Here is a 17,310-nt window from a genome sequence, read left to right as displayed (position 1 = left end):
CTTTCCGGTAGAGACGCATTGCATGCGTCTCGTGTAAACCATTATACAAGACGCATGCAATGCGTCTCTACACAAAAAACAAAAAAGCCCTCATTACTGAGGGCTTTTTCTTTGCAGACATTGATATAAGGAATTATACTTTCCTTAAAAGGTACACCCATCCGGTAACCTGCTTACCTTGAGACAGGGTTATAACATAGAAATAGGTACCTGTAGGCAGGTCGCCCTTATCTGACTGGCCATGCCATTCGTTTATGTAATCATTCTTTTCGTATACCTGCATGCCATACCTGTTAAATATTTGCAGGTGCCTTACATCCAGGTTGCTTAGGTCAAACTCATTGTTACTTTCAGGGTCGCCCGGCGAAATACCGCGTGGTATAAAGCAATGTGTATTATCCACTTCTATTTCTGCGAAAGCGCTACAGCCGTTTTGCGTGGTTACGGTAGCTATATAGGTACCGGTAGCGCCATCAGTAATATCTGCCAACTCCCCTACTGCGGTAAATCCGCCCGGGCCTGTCCAGTCTATAGATGCCACATCGGCTATTTCACCAATGTTTGCCACCTGTATTATATAGCGCTCGTTTTCACAGCCTGCATCCAGCACTACCTCAAAGGCATTGGTGTTTGGCGAAACGGTAAAATCAAGCGGGGTGGTACAGGTACCGTTAGAAACTTCTACTGTATAAATACCCGTTTCAGAAATCTGTATCGAGCCTGAGTTAACACTTGCCTGCAGGCTGCCATCGTGGTACCAGGTATAGGTAACAGACCCGGCTGTAAAGTTGCCCGGCACTACATCAAGCTGAATGGTTTGCCCATCGCACAGCACCGTTTCACCGCTAAAGGTAAACTGAGGGTATGCACTAACCTGTACACTTACCGTACCTACCGGCGATGCACAGCCGTTTACGGTAACCGTAAGGCTATACGTTCCTGAAGTTGCCATGGCAGCACCTGCAATCAGCGGGTTTTGCTGTGCAGATGTAAAGCCGTTAGGGCCCGTCCATGCGTAGATAGCGTTAGGCACCGTTGTGGTGGTAAGCTGTATATCGGCACCTTCGCACAATGGCGCTACTGCCGCAATGGCCGGTTGCACCGGTATATCGTTCAGTGTTATGGTTACTATAGCCTCATCGGGGATGTTACAGAAGTTGTTTACCTCATATTTAAAGTGGTACACGCCTGCCGCTACACCCGCTGTATCAAAATCAGCATTGGTAAGCGTACCCGATCCGTCTACATCGGTCCAGGTACCGCCGGTGGTATACCCTGTACCAAGGAATGTAGTAAGATCTACAGTGGTACCGGTATTACACAGGGTCTGTGCTCCATCGGTACCGGCATACGGCAGCGGGCTTACGGTAAGGGCTACAGTAGCCGGTGGCGACGTACAGCCGTTTAGCGATATGGTAACCGAGTACGTACCCGACTGCGCCACGGTAACGTTATTCAGTAACGGGTTTTGTAATGACGATGTAAAGCCGTTAGGGCCTGTCCATGCATAGGTAGCACCCGCAAGGGTATTGGCGCCAAGCTGCACATCGGCACCTACGCACACACCCGGTACTGCAGTAAGCACAGGGATTTGCGGCGTGTCTTTAAGCTCTATGGTTATGGTAGCCGAATCTGTAAGGCTACAGAAACCGTTTACCGTATACGTAAAGTGGTAGATACCCGCAGCCATGGTTTGGGTATTAAATACCGAACCCGTAAGCGCGCCGGTAGCATCGTCATCGGTCCAGGTACCGCCTGCATCGGTAGCAGTGCTTAGGTAAGTGGCAAGGTCTATGGCAGCAAACGGGTTGCATATGCTTGCCGAATTATTGTTACCTGCATTTGGCAGGGCGTTTGGTGCTATGGTATAATCCAGTTGCTGGTTAAGGCACGATTCAGGATTTTCAGCAATGATATTCAGCACATACGTACCCGCATCGTTAGCCGACGTATACGACGGGAACGTAAGCGTAGCCGATGTACTCAGTATGGTTGCCGGGCTGCTTTGTTCGTACCACTGGTAGCTCAGGAAGGTGTATTCCGGTACGCTAAGGGTACTGGCCTGGCCTTCGCAGAAGCCGTTGGCAGTTATCACTATAGGGTTTTCTTCAGTAATGGTAAACTCGCGGTTACGCATGTTTCCGCAGCTGTCTACCACCTGGAAAATATACACTGCAGGCTCCAGTCCGCTAAAAAGGTTGCTGTTACCGTTGTCTACATCAAATGTATCGTCGCCGTTTTTGCTGGTTATATAGTACGTAAACGGCGGCACACCGGTAACCTCAAGGGCCACTTCGGTAAGGCCGCCTGCACACGGAAAACTGTACGCATTGGTTATTTGTGGCCCACCGTCAAAGTCAAATTCATAAAGGCTAGACGTACAAATACTGTTAAAGCTGCTTCCGTTACTAAAGGTGTAGAATACCTTCAGTATCCTGAAATGGCCGGTATACGGGTTATTCAGGTTAAGCCCAAGCGCTATATTTACCGCGTTGCCTAAATTTGGCAGCCCCGAAACATAGGGATTACCTGTAAGCGGATGCCCCCATGTATTGGTATCGGGATTATACTTCTGCAACCAGAACGACTGCACATAGCTGCCGTTACTTTGGTGGTCAAACTGCACATCAAATGAACCGCAGTGCTGTATTATGCTAACATCATTTGTACCAATGGCATAGCCCGTTACTGTAAACGTCTGTGTTTGTGTAAAGTTACACTGGTCTGTAAGCTCTATTACATAATCGCCTTCGGGCAGGGTATTCATAAAGAAGTTGCCCTGGGTATTGCCCGGCGCTGTATTTATATTAGCGCTAACATCCTGCGGTAGTGTGGCAGTATAGTTGGCCGGTGCCGAAATTATGGTAGCTTCCTCAAACTTTGTATTGGCATCTATGCTGAATATCCTTACCGAACCAAAGCCTATTTCGCAACCGGCGCGGTTGTTTACGTTAACACCCTCAACTCCTGCACTGGGTGCCAGCGTGCCGGGGTAGTTGTCAAATTCTTCGCCACACTCATCCAGTATGTAAAATGTATAGTCGCCCAGGGGCACATCGGAAATCACCAGGTCGCCCTCGTCATTTATACCGGCCGAAGCATCAAACGGCAAATCACCCGGAAAGCCTTCAGGGGCCGTAAGCACTATAACCTGTACAATATCCCTGCCGCTTACCGATATGGTAATGCTCCCGGTAGTATCGCCACATTCGGCTACGGCATCTACTATTGGCTCTATTTCAGGCATTTCTATTTCAAAGGTCTTGGTAGCGGTACGCCCACAGGCGTCGGTTATCTGTGCGGTATAGGTACCTACAGGAACCGGGTTTGTCTCCGAACCGAAATCAGCCGATGGCGAGTTAAACGTAGGCTGCTGGCTGTTAAAGCTTTCTGCATCAAAACCTGCCGGCGCCGACGTAAAGGTTACCGTCCATGGAGATAAATATACAAATGGCTGTAGTGTAAACATAGCACCTGTACACCCGGGAAAGTCCGGGGTAACGCCAAGTTCTATCTTGGCAAACGAAGGGTTGTTTGGCCGCGTAAATACGTGACCGCAGGCATCGGTTATTACAAGGCCGTAGCCGTAATTCTGGTTATGGTAAAAAGGTATTACGGCAGTTATTGCCGGTGGAAACCCTGTAATATCAGCTTCATTTACCGTAGTGGTTACTACCGTAGGCGCGCCGCTACCCGGTGGATATACAGTATACACCGCCGTTAACGGAAACGTTAGGTTAGAATAATTAAACGAGTTAATCGTCTTTATGGAGTTACAGGTAACCAGCTGGCCGGTATCCAGGCCATTGCTTATAAAACTTATGCTGGCGGTAGCTTCCTGTAGCGTTACCGAAACAACTACGGCTTCGCCGCAGTTATCATACACACGTACCTGGTAAAACCCGGCGGGCAGGCCTGTAAACAGGTTAGACGTTTGCAATGGCTTGGTTACCGGCCCTGAAATAATTTCGTAAGACACCGCCACGCCCTGCAACACGTTTACTGTTATAGTACCGTTGTTTTCACACGTTACCGGCCCCGGTACGGGTGTATACAGCAGGTTTACAACATTATTGGCTATTGTAGCCGTAACGGTTGCACTGCTGCTTTGCCCGTTTAATGACTGTGTGGCCACCACCTGGTATGTACCCGCCGAAAGGCTGTTTACCGATGTAGCGCTGGTGGTAGTAAGTGGTGTAGTGGTATTGGGCAGTAAGTATACCGCATAGCTCAGCGTAGCCCCGGCTGCAGTGCCGGTTGTGCCGAAGGTTAGTGTACCGTTACCAAGGCAGGTTTGCGCAGTAGGCGTTACGGTAAGCGTAAACGCGGGTAACTGTGCAAATGCGCCAAATGAAACGAACAACAATAACAGGTGGAATGGGATTTTCCCCAGTGAACGTAAAATTTGATTCATAGCAGGTTTATCATAATAGATTGGCAATCGTAAATATATGTTAAAAAAAACATAATCTACATAGAAGCATACAATTTTAACAGAACATGTTAAAATTGTTTTCCCCTACCTGTGCCTATTAACTTTTCTGCAAAATTTTACGCCTGCACCAGCTCTACCTCGGCATTTGGGGCAAAAATGAAGGTACGCCCCGTATTTACTTCCAGGCATTCAAAACGTTTAAGGCGCTGCGCCCCCTTGCGGAACAGCTTGCCGTTATGTATTCGGAACAGCGCCCCGTACGGCACCTCAAACATATAGGTTTTAGAAGGGTCGCGCTCGTCAAATTGTTTCAGTGCCAATGAAAGCGTGGCATCGGTATCGCTGCTGGCCTTAGGGTTTTTAAAGTGGCGTGCCAAAAGCGGCAACAGCTGGTTCGGGAAGATTTCGGGCCTGATGAATGGTACCATCAGCTTCTGGAAGGTGCGCTTCCACTCCTCCCCGTGCGGCTTTATATTTCGTCCGTAGGTTTCAAAAGCTGCCAGGTGGGCTATTTCATGCACCAGCGTAATCAGGAAACGGTATTTGTTAAGGCTGGCATTTACAGTAATACGATGGTAACCCGAAGCATCGCGGTGGTAATCGCCGTGGCGGGTTACGCGTTCGTTTACGATTTTCAGGTGCACACCGTAGTGCCGTATCATTTCAAATACGGGTTCTGCGGCGTGTTCCGGTACATATTTCAGTAAAATATCCTTCACTTATACTTTTCCAAAAAATTACGGCGTAGTGCTCGATACCTGTAATACCTTGCCGTTAAAATAGGTATTCCCCGTAAGGGCAAAATTGTATATATAATCAGCCATTTGTGCAGCCGAAAGCGGTGCCTGGTACCCCGGGAATGCTTCCTGGAGCATCTCGGTATTTACCGCGCCAAGAGCCAATACATTAAAAGCAATGCCCTGCTCCTTATATTCCTCCGCCAAAAGTTCTGACAGGGTTATTACCGCACCCTTGCTGCTGCTGTAGGCCGCAAGCCCGGCAAACTTCATGGTGCCCTGTACGCCACCCATACTGCTTATGGTAACCACATGGCTGCCCGCAGGCATGTACGGCAGCACTACCCTGTTCAGCGCAGCTACGCCAAATACGTTTACTTTATAAATATATTCAAACTCCTCTGCGGTGATGGCTGTAAACGGTTTCAGCACCAAAGCCCCCGCATTGTGGATAAGGATGTCAACCGATTTCCAAGTCTGGCTTATAAACAGCCCGATTTGCTCCAATGCCACAGTGTCGCTAAGGTCTACCTGAAGGCAGGTGATGTTGCCATGTGCCAGCAACTCCTGCGATGTTTTCCTGGAAATAGCCAGCACGTTGTGTCCGGCATTGGCAAATTGCAGGGCCAGCCCATGGCCTATGCCACGGCTGGTCCCCGTTATGATGATGTTTTTACCCATTATTCTTTTTTCATTACAATATCGCCTGCCGGTGCGTTCACCATTTTGTCTACCACAGGTACCATTTGCTGTATAAAGGCTGTCATGGCCTTCAGGTCCATGTGTTCAAAATCGTCCTGCACCTTGTGGTAGTAGGCAAAGTTTTCGAAGTCAAAGGTACAAACCGTTTGTGCAGGTTTTTTAAATTCCTGGTAAAAGCTGTAGTTATCACTACGGCGGAACAACTGGTATTTCATTTCCACATCCAGGTAACCAATCAGTTTTTTACCTGCATATTCGTTCATTTTATCGCCCATATTGGTCAGGTGCCAACCGGTTATGTAAGCCAGTATGTCGCGGTTCATCGGTACACCCACCATCTCAAAGTTCAGCATGGCATACAGGTTAAAATTTTTCTCCTTCAGTTTAGCCGCAAGCGACTTAGAGCCCATAAGCCCGGCTTCCTCCGCAGAGAAAAAGCAGAACAGTATGCTGCGTTTGTTGTTTTTCATTTTGCCAAAGTACTTCACCAGTTCGGCTACGGTAGTGGTACCGCTGGCATCGTCGTTAGCGCCATTGTATACGGTATCGCCGTTTTCGCCCTCAGGGTCTACACCTATGTGGTCGTAGTGTGCCCCCAATACTATAAACTCCTTTTTCAGCACCGGGTCGGTCCCTTCAATATAGCCCACAATGTTGTAGGTAGTACTTTTAAAGTTGGTAAGCGTGTCCTTGTAGGTCTTAAAATACGGTTTTACGCCGTTCTTTTTCAGGATGTCTTCCAGGTACGCTCCGGCCTGCTCCAGCCCATGGGTACCCGCAAGGCGGCCCTGAAGCTCATCTGACGACAAATATTTAAGCGTAGCCGAAACCGAAGCCTGGTCTACTATATATTCTTTGGGTTGTTTTTTCTGCGCGCACGAAACGCTTATACATGAAACGGCAAGCAGTGCCGACAGGAAAAGTTTTTTCATAATGCTGTGTTTGTTTTGGCTAAAATAAGAAATAATACCTATTGCTCCACAATAGTGCGGAAGGTAAGGTTTACCCGTGGGCGCGTTACTTTTTTTGTGGGTGGAAGCCGGTGCAGCCAATGCGTTTGGGTGGTGCCTTTCATAACCAGCAGGCTGCCGTGTTCTAAAAATACCGAGACCGTTTCCTTCGTCTGCTTGTGCTTAAAGCTGAAGTTACGCTCCGCCCCGAAACTGAACGATGCAATAGCGCCATTTTTCTTCAGCATAATTTCGGCATCGCTGTGCCAGGCCATGCCCTCATCGCCACTGTGGTACAGGTTCAGCAGGCAGGAATTGTAGGTTTCGCCGGTACGCTCCTCCGCGAGTTGCTTCAGTTGCAAAAGCTCAGGTGTCCACGGCAGGGCGTGCTTTGTAGTGCGGCTGTAGGTATAACTGAATGGTTTGTCTCCGTACCACGCCACCTTACGTTTGGTCACCACAAGGTTCCCGAAGATGATGGCCTCATCGTTGCGCCATTCTATCTTTTCAAGGAGGCTTTCCAGGTAATGATTGGCCTGCGCCAATGGCAGTACACGGCCGTAGTAGTTTACCTCGCCATCGTGTGGCAGAAGGTTTTGGGAGCTATCGGGAAAGGGATTGAAAAGATCCATAAGAATCCTGAACAGAAAATGTATATAAAAAAATCCCCTTTACGGGGATATATTACGATTTAATAACAATATTGTATTTATTCACTTCCTCTAATTTATCAGAAGTAAAACTCACTGTCTTGACTTTATCAAGCCCTTTATTTACTGCTACTTTTTGGGTAGCAGGTACCTGTTTTGTTTCTTTTTTTATCACCGTTTTCATTATCCTCTCCTTTTGATGAAAAATGCTTCAAAATCTGTTCCGGAAGTAAATGGGACGTTAGTCAGTTCGCCTTCCTCATTCACTATAGCACCAAATATATGAAATGTTTCTGACAATTCTTTATAATTCCTTGTTATTGCAATCCTGTAAAGCCTTGTCCTTGCCGGGGTACTACCCCTGAATAAAATGAACCTTTCCGGATAAACTTCGGTAAAATCATATACAGATTGTGCTACCGTTGCCAACACTACATCCCTATCACCATTATCAGTAACCACTATATCATCTATTTTCAATTCACCGGTAACTTCATCCAGGTATACTATATCGCCGAAGCCCAAATTATACACCTCTTCATTATTCGTTACCGAATACCTGATTGCTTTAAGAATTTTGCCGTTAATCCCATTACTGGTAAATGTATATATAGTATGGTCACTGTTAACTTCAGTGTCATATTTGCGGTAGTCCATTGGTTAGTTTTTGGTTCTTAAATATAAACAAAAAACAAATGAAGCCGGAGTTGGTTTTGGGAGCTATCGGGAAAGGGATTGAAGAGGTCGAGCATAGTGTAAAGATACGGATTAGTATTGCAACAGCATCACCGCTCCTGCAAGGTCTTGGCGACCTTGTAGGTGTAGCTTATTTAAAACCTACAAGGTTGAAAAAACCTTGCAGGTTAATGCATCAACTCAATGAGATTGCTTCGTTCCAATGACAGAGCGTGAAAAACGCAGTGAATATCCAATCCAATCCGGGCAGTCATTGCGAGGAACGAAGCAATCTCATCCTCATTAAATAAGCTTCCCCCCGCCGGCGCGAGCTTCCGGCTCGTGTCAAATCACAACCGGTACGATCGCGACGCTCGCACCAGCTTGACTCGTATACTATCAGCGTTCTATAGTTAACCACCCCGCCCTAAGGGCACCCCTCCGGGGGTGGGGAATAAAAAAACCCGCACTTTTCAGTACGGGTCCTTCATATAATGTAAACGCTGTAGCTTATGCAAGCATGGTTACAGGGTTTTCAATGTATTGTTTAAGCGTTTGCAGGAACTGTGCACCTGTAGCGCCGTCGATAGTACGGTGGTCGCAGGTAAGTGTTACAGTCATGGTGTTACCTACAACAATCTGGCCGTTTTTAACTACCGGTTTCTGTACGATAGCACCTACAGAAAGGATAGCCGAGTTTGGCTGGTTGATAATTGAGGTAAACTCCTGGATACCAAACATCCCAAGGTTAGACACGGTAAACGTACTTCCTTCCATTTCGGCAGGGGTAAGTTTCTTATTACGTGCTTTACCGGCAAGGTCTTTAACACCTGTACCGATTTGAGACAGGCTCATCATGTCGGTAAATTTAAGTACCGGAACCACAAGACCGTCTTCTACCGCTACAGCAACACCTATGCTGATGTGTTTGTTGTAGATGGTAACATCCTCTTTCCACTGGGTGTTTATTTGCGGGTGCTTACGCAGTGCCATAGCACTTGCCTTAATCACCATATCGTTAAACGACACCTTAGTATCCGGCACAGCGTTGATTACGTTACGGCTTGCAATGGCGTTGTCCATATCAAGCTCTATAGTAAGGCTGTACTCAGGCGCAGTGAATTTAGACTCACCAAGACGCTTGGCAATAACCTTACGCATTTGGTTGTTTTTCACTTCTTCAGTAGCAACTTCACCGGTAGGAACATATACAGGAGCAGCAGCTTTAGCAGGCGCAGCTTCAGCCTTGGCAGGTGCGGCAGCGGCAGGAGCCGGAGCAGCAGCGGCTGCAGGTGTGTAGCCTTCTACGTCTTTCTTAACGATACGGCCGTTTTCGCCGGTACCTTTAACTTTGCTAAGGTCTACACCTTTGTCTTTAGCTATTTTACGGGCAAGAGGCGAAACAAATACCCTACCGCCATCGGCAGTAGTTACTTCTTCCGTTTTCTCTTCCTTAGTATCTTCTTTAACTTCGGCCTTAGCCTCTTCCTTCGCAGGAGCAGCTGCGGCAGCCGGTGCAGGGGCACCGCTTGTAAACGCGCTTACGTCAGTACCCGCAGGGCCTATGATGGCAAGTACGCTGTCTACAGGGGCGCTTTCGCCTTCCTGTATACCTATGTAAAGTAGTGTACCTGCATTGAAGCTTTCAAACTCCATAGTAGCCTTATCCGTTTCTATCTCGGCAAGGATATCGCCTTCTTTAACGGTGTCGCCTACTTTCTTAAGCCATGTAGCCACAGTACCTTCGGTCATGGTATCGCTAAGGCGCGGCATGGTAACTATCTTCACATCTTTAGGAAGCTCGGCAGCAGGGGCTGCTTTTTCTTCCTTAACTTCAGCCTTAGGCGCTTCTTCCGCTTTTGACTCTTCTTTTTTCTCTTCCTTAGGCTCTTCGGCTTTACCGCCTGCCGAGCTTCCGTTAGCAGCACCACCTTCAAGAAGGGCTTTGTAATCTTCGCCTTCTTTACCAATGATTGCCAAAACGCTGTCTACAGGGGCGGTATCGCCTTCCTGTATACCTATATATAGTAGGGTACCTGCGTCAAAAGCCTCAAATTCCATAGTGGCCTTATCGGTTTCAATCTCAGCAAGTATATCGCCTTCTTTAATAGTGTCTCCCACTTTTTTAAGCCACGTAGCCACAGTACCTTCGGTCATTGTGTCGCTAAGGCGCGGCATGGTTATAATCTTTGCCATCGTTTTAATTATAGTTTATGTGGTAAAAACGGATAATTCTCTTGTGCGTACACTACGTCGTACATTATGTTCAGGTCCGGGTACGGAGACTCTTCTGCAAATTTTTCGCACTCTTCCACAAGGTCTTTCACCCTTTGGTCAATTGCTTCAATTTCTGCTTCAGTAGCGTAGTTATTTTCTTTAATAACATCAAGAACCTGAGTAATAGGGTCTATCTTTTTGTACTCTTCTACCTCCTCTTTAGTACGGTAGTGCTGCGCATCACTCATAGAGTGGCCACGGTAACGGTACGTTTTCATTTCAAGGAATGTAGGCCCGTCTCCACGGCGTGCACGCTCTATAGCTTCGTGCATGGCTTCAGCCACTTTTACCGGGTTCATACCGTCTACAGGTCCGCATGGCATTTCGTAGCCAAGGCCCAGTTTCCAGATATCTGTGTGGTTAGCCGTACGCTCTACAGAGGTACCCATGGCGTAACCGTTGTTTTCTACGATGAATACTACAGGAAGTTTCCACAGCATGGCCATGTTAAACGCTTCGTGAAGTGAACCCTGGCGTGCAGCACCGTCACCAAAATAGGTCATGGTTACACCGCCGGTTTCAAAATATTTATCGGCAAAGGCAAGGCCGGCGCCAAGTGGAATTTGCCCACCTACAATACCGTGACCGCCATAAAAGCCTTTTTCTTTTGCAAAGATGTGCATAGAACCACCAAGGCCCATAGAGGTACCGGTAGCCTTACCAAGAAGCTCTGCCATAACGCGGCGCGGGTCTACACCCATGCCTATAGGCTGAACGTGGTTACGGTAAGCAGTAATCATTTTATCTTTACCGCCCAGTTCCATAGCGTGTAACGCCCCGGCAAGTACTGCCTCCTGACCGTTATATAAGTGAAGGAAACCCCTTACTTTTTGCTGAATGTATAAAGCCGCAAGTTTATCTTCGAATTTCCTCCAAAACTGCATGTCCTCATACCACTTCAGGTACACTTCTTTTGTAATTTCTTTCATTGCTCAATTAATGTTGCTTCTTGGTACTAATTAATCCTTTTATAAGAGAATGCAAATTACCTGTTACGCCTAATTTGCGAAAGGCAAAAATAGCACATCCCTTTTATAACTAAAAAATTTAAACCAAGTATTTTACTATTTTTTAAAACACCGGCAAAAAATAAAGGGATTGAACCCAACCCCTTTATGATTTTATAAATATTCGCCACCAAATACAAGGGGCAATAAATTTTTTAACGATTCGCTGCAATATACTTTACCCTCTTCGCCCATAAAATAAATCTCTATAGGGCTGTCCTGTTTCAGTTCATACTCGGCTATACTTTGCCTGCACGCACCGCACGGAGGGATAGGTTCTGTAACCACTTTGTTTTCGGCTGCTGCCGAAATGGCCATAGCCACCACAGCTGCATCGGGGTATACCGCACCGGCATGGAAAATAGCTACGCGCTCGGCACACAGGCCGCTGGGGTAGGCTGCATTTTCCTGGTTGCTGCCCAGCACCACTTCACCATTACTAAGCAACAGCGCCGCACCCACATGAAATTTCGAGTAGGGTGCATACGACCGCTTGCGTACCGCTACAGCCTGCTCCATAAGCAGGGCTATGTGCTGCGGCAACTCAGCAGTGTTGTTGTATACGGTAAACGTTGTGGTGAGCTGCAGTTTCTCCATATCCTAATATTCGTCCCACTCGTCGCCGAAGTTAAAGCTCAGCGAGAAACGCAGGGTGTTCTCCAGCGGGTTCCTTACGGTAGAAGCCGAGAACAGGTACGAAAAGTCGATTTTTAGCGTGGTATATTTAAACCCGGCACCCAGCGAGAAAAACTTACGGGCACCTTTTTCTTTGTTTTCACCAAAATACCCAAGGCGCAGGTTAAATGCTTTGTTGTAGGTATATTCTGTAGCAAGCGAGTAGGTTACCTCTTTCAGCTCTTCAGCAAAACCATCAGGCGCGTCGTTAAACGACTTAAAGATACCGCTTACCCAGTTGGTGTTTTTATAATCAGTTATTTTTTGGGCATAGGCATCGTCTGCTGCCTGTTCTTCGCTGCCGCTTATTTCGCCGTCGCCGTCGGTATCTACAGCCTGTACAATAGCAGGCGGCGTAGGCACCAATAGTTTTGTAGCCTCAAGGCTTACACCCACGGTGTTGTACTCGTCAAATATAAAGTCGAAACCACCACCCAGCCTCATGTTAGAAGGCAGGAAGTTGCTGCTCAGTGTAGTATCGCTGTCGTAGCTGATTTTCGGGCCAAGGTTCTGGAAGTTAAAACCCAGCCTCCAGCGGCCGTCAAAATCATCATAAGCTTCTTCCTCGCTCTGGTAAAAACCCGAAAGGTCAAACGCGTAAGACAGTGCAGCATTGGCATCGGCACTACTACCGGCCACAGCTTCGGCCACCTTAAGGTTTGAGTTGATAAACCTACCGGCTACTGACATAGAGAAACGCTCGCTAAGCTTTAGCGCATACGAAACGTCTACCGCAAATTCATTTGGCGAACGGGTAATTACGGTTTCATCCGGGTTATCAGTCTGCCTAAGCTCAATATCACCAAGGCTGAAGTAACGGATACTGGCACCAAAAGCCATCCTTTCGTCAAACTTATTAAAGTAGGTAAGCTGGCCAAGCGAAATATCGTTGGCTATGCTTGTTAAATATGGCGTATAACTAAGGGACAGCCCATGCTCGCTGGTAGCAAACGCATATTTGGCAGGGTTCCATTGTTGCGAATACACGTCAGTTGAAGTGGCTACACCCTGGTCTGCAAGGCCGCCGGCACGGGCATCAGCCGCTATAAGCAAAAACGGTACACCGGTGGTAATCACACGGTTTTCAGCATTGCTGTTCTGGGCTTTTGCCACCTGTACTCCTGCGCCCATGAGGCAAAGCGCTGCTAAAACAATCTTTTTCATTTAGGATTTTTATTGTATTAGGGGAAACAAATATACTATTTTTTACAGCAATACAAGCTTTTCAAACTTTTCTGCCTTCTTATTACTTGATGTCGACTTCACGGTGAGCTTATAAATATACACGCCCTTGCCTATTTTATCGCCAAAATCATCGCGCCCGTCCCACTTTATTTCGCGGCTTAAAAAGCCCTCAGTGGTTACCTGGCTGTTTATCGTTTTTACTATTTTTCCCGTTACGGTAAATATCTGCACCTGCACATCCAGCGGCTCCAGCGGGCGGTTGTGGTTAAACCAAAACTCGGTGTAGCTTACAAACGGGTTAGGGTAATTAAGCACCTTTTCCAGCTTCAGCTCGTCGCTGCCGGCCACTACAAACTGTATTTCGGCAGTAACAAGGTTGTTGTACACATCCCACGCCTTAAAGGTAAGGGTGTGCAGCCCCGCCGCCAGGTTACGGAACGGGTAGCGCACCGTACCGCGGGTATAATCATCGGCCGAAGCCTCATAATAATCGTTCATAACATACTGGGTGGTTTCGTCGCCATCCAGTATACCTATTATATCGTGGCCTATACCGCTTGAGGTATTAATACCGTGCAAATCTTCAAGGTAAGCCAGCAGCACAGGCGAATCGTTAGTAATACCACCCGACACAAAGTTTTCGTCGTTCATGTACAGCTTTACCGTAGGCGGGGTATTATCGGCCACGGCATTGTTGTTTACACCTCCCACTTTTATATCGGTACTGTAACCGGTGCGGTCGTCCAGCCCGGCAAGCCTGTCAGCATAAAAACTCACACGCGCATTACCCACAGGAACCTTAATATCGCGCGGCACCACAAACCCTACCGAAAACTCACCATTCACCACCGTAGCATTACCACGGAAAATGGTTTCACCCAACGTACTGAAAGGAATCGGCGAACCCTGGTCGTCGTTAACAAGGGTAGTACGCTGCACATCTTTATCAAACACAGTTACTTCTATTTCCCCGTTAAAGCTGCTTTCGGGCGCTCCGGCTTCATTAGTTACCTGTCCCGTAAGTTTTACGTATGCCAATGATTGCAGTACATCGGTAGACTGCGCCACGGGCACATCGTTTATTTTGGTAAGCACCACTTTTTGTTTCGGTATCGCAAGGCTCAGCGCCGGGTCTCCTATAAACGACACACAGGTTACAAACTGCGAATCATCTGAATCAAACTTTGTAAGCCTTAAAGATTCGGCCATGGTAGGGTATGTATACGTATTGTTACCCCCATTATACGAATACAGGTAGGCCGACAGGTTTATATTAAGCTCTACCGCCGCCGATATATATATGGACCTCGTGGTGGTGATCATAGCAATGGCTCCACCGGTAGGGTTTTTATAAATATACTCCCCGGCAGATTCCTCCATCGGGTTGTCAAAACGGGTAAGGTCGCACGTGGCAGTTATAAACAGCGAAAACTTGTAATCGTTTTTCAGCTCCTGTGCATCTTCGGTAGTAAACACCCTTTCGCTGGCCATACCGCGCGGGCCGCCGTGCCCCAGGTAGTTTACTACAAGCGCACCGTTATTTATATAACGTATAAGTTGCTCTTTGGCTTCAGGATAGCGCTCACCACCCGAAGTAGCCTGCTGCACATAAGAATCCAGATACACCTTACGCATGTTGATGAAATTCTTGTACGAGCCTATATTGCCCGCTATCACTTCCAGCGTATCGGTAAACTGATCATAATTGGCATCCATATCGTCGGCCAGCATTACATATTCGTTCCGCCAGCGCCCGTAAGACGTTTTATCCAGGTACTGCTTTACTTTTTTCACCATTTCGGCAGCATCAGCCGCATTGGTAACCAGCATGCGCCCGGTAGCTATATCTAAACCGTAGTCATATATAGAAGAGCCACTGACCAGCATACGCCCTTCAGTATCGTCCATAGCACCGTAAAAGTCATCGGTAACAAAGGTATTCGTAGTACTGTAGTTCAGCTCGCCTGTTTGCGGCAAATATATGCCGTGCACTGTAGGCACTATATTAGTATTGCCCGATACACGCCTTTTATAATCAAATGACCCCTCACCAAAAAGGTTAAGGTATTTCACCCTCTTATCAGCAGCCGAGGCATTGTTGTATACGTATTTTACAAAATTGCGTATAGCCCCTATATCCTGCTTGCCCGACGAAAATTCCTCGTATATATCTTCAAGGTTTACCACCTTTACTACCATGCCCGAATAGTTACGGTGGATGTTAGCCAGCTCCTCAGCATTAGAGTTCAGCGACTTTGGGGTAATAATAAGATATTCCACATCCTGGAATTGCCCCTGGCTGTTCCTGAATATAGTACCTTTCAGGTTTTGGTTGGCCACACGGGTTTTGCTTTCGCGAAGCGGCGTATAGTAATCGCCCGGCACCACGGTAACATATTGGCGTACCTCGCCTCCGTTAGCCGCAAACGAAAAAGCAGCACCGGCTTCGTTAGCCAATGCTGTGGTATTATATATATCGGTAACATCCCACACCTCACTGATGCCCGATGCGCCTGTAAAATTATACTGTATAACACCCAGCTGCGCAGCCGCCGCATTGTAGCGGAATGCATATTGCCTGCCACTGCCCTTCAGCTGGCGCTTGGCCTCTATATTAATATAATCAAGCCATGCCTTGGCCGATGGCACACCATTATTATTATACGTAAGCTTTACCTTTACCGTGCTTCCGGAAGGTGTAAAAGTACCAGAATAATATCCGTCCTTTGCCGCAATATCAGCACTTGTATTTGATGCAAACGTCATGGTATTCACCACACTGCCGTTTACATCAATACTCATATTGGTAGCCACAATGGCATTAGCCGCCGCACTTACGGTTATTCTCGCAGGTGATGCCGCATCTACATCGGGCACCTCAAACTCAAATTCCTGCTCGTTTTCCACCTCAAAGCTTTCGCCGTGCCATTTACGCCCCAGGTGGGCTATATTTTCGCGGTCCAGCTCATGGAACTGGTAATCGTCAAATGAGGTTAGCGTTACCGCAGGCGTACCCGTAGGCTGCACCATAGGCTGTATACGCTTGCCGTTACCCGTACCTGCCGTTACATAATAATAGGAGTTATCGGCATACAGGTTATTATTGGTAAGGCTTTCAGCATTCCAGCCGGTAACGCCTTCGGCATAAAACAATATATAATCGGCACTGTCAAACTTCCCGTCTTCCTCACCCACAAAGCGTACGGCGTTTTCGGTAAGGTCCATAGGGTAAGCAGTACTGTTCAACATGGGCAGCATGCGGCCGCCGTTGCCGTATATCCTTATAGTGCGCGGGTCTACATTGGTATCAAACCCCAGGCTGCTTAAAAAAGACCTGCTCAGCCGGTACACACCCGATTTGGTTACATAAAAACGGTACCAGCTGTTAGTATTCAGCACTGAGTTGGTTACCGCAGCTACAGCCGTTACCCCTACAGCCTGCCTGCCTGTAGCCGAAGCCGGTGTATAACTGTAGCTGAATGATTTTATACGCTTGTAGCCACTCCCCTCCTTTATTATAGGAGACAGCTTAAGCAAACCCTTCCATACCCCGCGTGCATTAATGGCCTGCAGGGAGGCATTATGTGCTGTAGGGAGCAGTTGCGGCTTTATATCACCCAGGTCGGTTTTGGTAATGTTTTCGTATACTATATTAGTAATGCGCAGCGATGCCGGGTCTACCGGGCCGTTTGCAGAAAAACCCTTAGAAAACACCAGTTCGCCCGACGCGTAGTACACCATATACTTTTTATCAAAATGGGGTATATTATAAGTGGTATTCCCTATGGTTTCAGGCGATACAGGCTGCCAGTTTAGCACCACTTGTTGTGTTTGCTGGGCAAAAAGTGCACTAAAACAAAAGAATAGTATGTAGGGTAATGGGTTTTTCATCATCTGGAAAACGTAAATAAACGGCTTATATTACGGGCAAAAAAAAATAATTCATAATTACCTCTGCAATATTACTCTAAAACTACCGTTAATGAAATGAACACTTAACACAATTTTATATTTTTG

12 protein-coding genes are annotated in these 17,310 nt (G+C 47.2%); all 12 read right to left on the bottom strand.

All coding sequences use genetic code 11. From position 1 onward, the window contains the following. Nucleotides 1-133: 133 nt before the first annotated feature. The 12 genes from ACZIX4_RS14165 to porU all read right to left on the bottom strand — a co-directional run bounded on the left by ACZIX4_RS14165 (nt 134) and on the right by porU (nt 17,184). A complete protein-coding gene (locus ACZIX4_RS14165; RefSeq protein ID WP_463336295.1) occupies nt 134-4,414 on the bottom strand; it encodes a gliding motility-associated C-terminal domain-containing protein in 4,281 nt (1,426 codons plus the stop codon). Between the two features lie 137 nt (nt 4,415-4,551). Next, on the bottom strand, nt 4,552-5,154 hold the full coding sequence (locus ACZIX4_RS14160; RefSeq protein WP_463336294.1) for a SprT-like domain-containing protein: 603 nt from the start codon (nt 5,152-5,154) through the stop codon (nt 4,552-4,554). Nucleotides 5,155-5,172: 18 nt separating this feature from the next. Continuing rightward, nucleotides 5,173-5,853, bottom strand: a complete 681-nt coding sequence (locus ACZIX4_RS14155; RefSeq protein ID WP_463336293.1) for an SDR family NAD(P)-dependent oxidoreductase — start codon at nt 5,851-5,853, stop codon at nt 5,173-5,175. Then, nucleotides 5,853-6,806, bottom strand: a complete 954-nt coding sequence (locus ACZIX4_RS14150; protein WP_463336292.1) for a M28 family peptidase — start codon at nt 6,804-6,806, stop codon at nt 5,853-5,855. The genes ACZIX4_RS14155 and ACZIX4_RS14150 overlap by 1 nt, the downstream gene beginning before the upstream one ends. A gap of 38 nt (nt 6,807-6,844) precedes the next feature. Then, a complete protein-coding gene (locus ACZIX4_RS14145) occupies nt 6,845-7,456 on the bottom strand; it encodes an alpha-ketoglutarate-dependent dioxygenase AlkB family protein (RefSeq protein ID WP_463336291.1) in 612 nt (203 codons plus the stop codon). Between the two features lie 52 nt (nt 7,457-7,508). Then, complete coding sequence (locus ACZIX4_RS14140; protein WP_463336290.1) at nt 7,509-7,658, bottom strand: hypothetical protein; 150 nt, start codon at nt 7,656-7,658, stop codon at nt 7,509-7,511. Continuing rightward, nucleotides 7,658-8,131: a DUF6934 family protein gene (locus ACZIX4_RS14135; RefSeq protein ID WP_463336289.1), complete on the bottom strand. Its 474-nt coding sequence runs from the start codon at nt 8,129-8,131 to the stop codon at nt 7,658-7,660. Before ACZIX4_RS14135 ends, ACZIX4_RS14140 begins: the two co-directional genes overlap by 1 nt. A 528-nt stretch (nt 8,132-8,659) precedes the next feature. Then, complete coding sequence (locus tag ACZIX4_RS14130; RefSeq protein WP_463336288.1) at nt 8,660-10,345, bottom strand: 2-oxo acid dehydrogenase subunit E2; 1,686 nt, start codon at nt 10,343-10,345, stop codon at nt 8,660-8,662. 8 nt (nt 10,346-10,353) lie between these two features. Next, the gene (pdhA, locus tag ACZIX4_RS14125; RefSeq protein ID WP_463336287.1) at nt 10,354-11,355 is read right to left on the bottom strand and encodes a pyruvate dehydrogenase (acetyl-transferring) E1 component subunit alpha; all 1,002 of its coding nucleotides are present in this window, start codon (nt 11,353-11,355) and stop codon (nt 10,354-10,356) included. A gap of 192 nt (nt 11,356-11,547) precedes the next feature. Next, nucleotides 11,548-12,030, bottom strand: coding sequence for a cytidine deaminase (locus tag ACZIX4_RS14120; RefSeq protein WP_463336286.1), 483 nt, complete (start codon nt 12,028-12,030; stop codon nt 11,548-11,550). Between the two features lie 3 nt (nt 12,031-12,033). Then, nucleotides 12,034-13,272: a type IX secretion system outer membrane channel protein PorV gene (gene porV / locus ACZIX4_RS14115; protein WP_463336285.1), complete on the bottom strand. Its 1,239-nt coding sequence runs from the start codon at nt 13,270-13,272 to the stop codon at nt 12,034-12,036. 42 nt (nt 13,273-13,314) lie between these two features. Continuing rightward, nucleotides 13,315-17,184 carry a type IX secretion system sortase PorU gene (gene porU / locus ACZIX4_RS14110; protein ID WP_463336284.1) on the bottom strand — a complete coding sequence of 1,290 codons (3,870 nt, stop codon included), beginning with the start codon at nt 17,182-17,184 and terminating at the stop codon, nt 13,315-13,317. Nucleotides 17,185-17,310: the final 126 nt, after the last annotated feature.

Source organism: Flavobacterium niveum (genome assembly GCF_055231775.1).
This window is presented reverse-complemented; position numbering and strand designations above follow the sequence as displayed.

Excerpts from the sequence above, each read along its gene's own strand:
- porV (WP_463336285.1), bottom strand. The coding sequence starts at position 13,272 with ATGAAAAAGATTGTTTTAGCAGCGCTTTGCCTCATGGGCGCAGGAGTA.
- ACZIX4_RS14120 (WP_463336286.1), bottom strand. The coding sequence starts at position 12,030 with ATGGAGAAACTGCAGCTCACCACAACGTTTACCGTATACAACAACACT.
- ACZIX4_RS14130 (WP_463336288.1), bottom strand. The coding sequence starts at position 10,345 with ATGGCAAAGATTATAACCATGCCGCGCCTTAGCGACACAATGACCGAA.
- ACZIX4_RS14150 (WP_463336292.1), bottom strand. The coding sequence starts at position 6,806 with ATGAAAAAACTTTTCCTGTCGGCACTGCTTGCCGTTTCATGTATAAGC.
- ACZIX4_RS14165 (WP_463336295.1), bottom strand. The coding sequence starts at position 4,414 with ATGAATCAAATTTTACGTTCACTGGGGAAAATCCCATTCCACCTGTTA.
- ACZIX4_RS14145 (WP_463336291.1), bottom strand. The coding sequence starts at position 7,456 with ATGGATCTTTTCAATCCCTTTCCCGATAGCTCCCAAAACCTTCTGCCA.
- ACZIX4_RS14135 (WP_463336289.1), bottom strand. The coding sequence starts at position 8,131 with ATGGACTACCGCAAATATGACACTGAAGTTAACAGTGACCATACTATA.
- ACZIX4_RS14155 (WP_463336293.1), bottom strand. The coding sequence starts at position 5,853 with ATGGGTAAAAACATCATCATAACGGGGACCAGCCGTGGCATAGGCCAT.
- porU (WP_463336284.1), bottom strand. The coding sequence starts at position 17,184 with ATGAAAAACCCATTACCCTACATACTATTCTTTTGTTTTAGTGCACTT.
- pdhA (WP_463336287.1), bottom strand. The coding sequence starts at position 11,355 with ATGAAAGAAATTACAAAAGAAGTGTACCTGAAGTGGTATGAGGACATG.
- ACZIX4_RS14140 (WP_463336290.1), bottom strand. The coding sequence starts at position 7,658 with ATGAAAACGGTGATAAAAAAAGAAACAAAACAGGTACCTGCTACCCAA.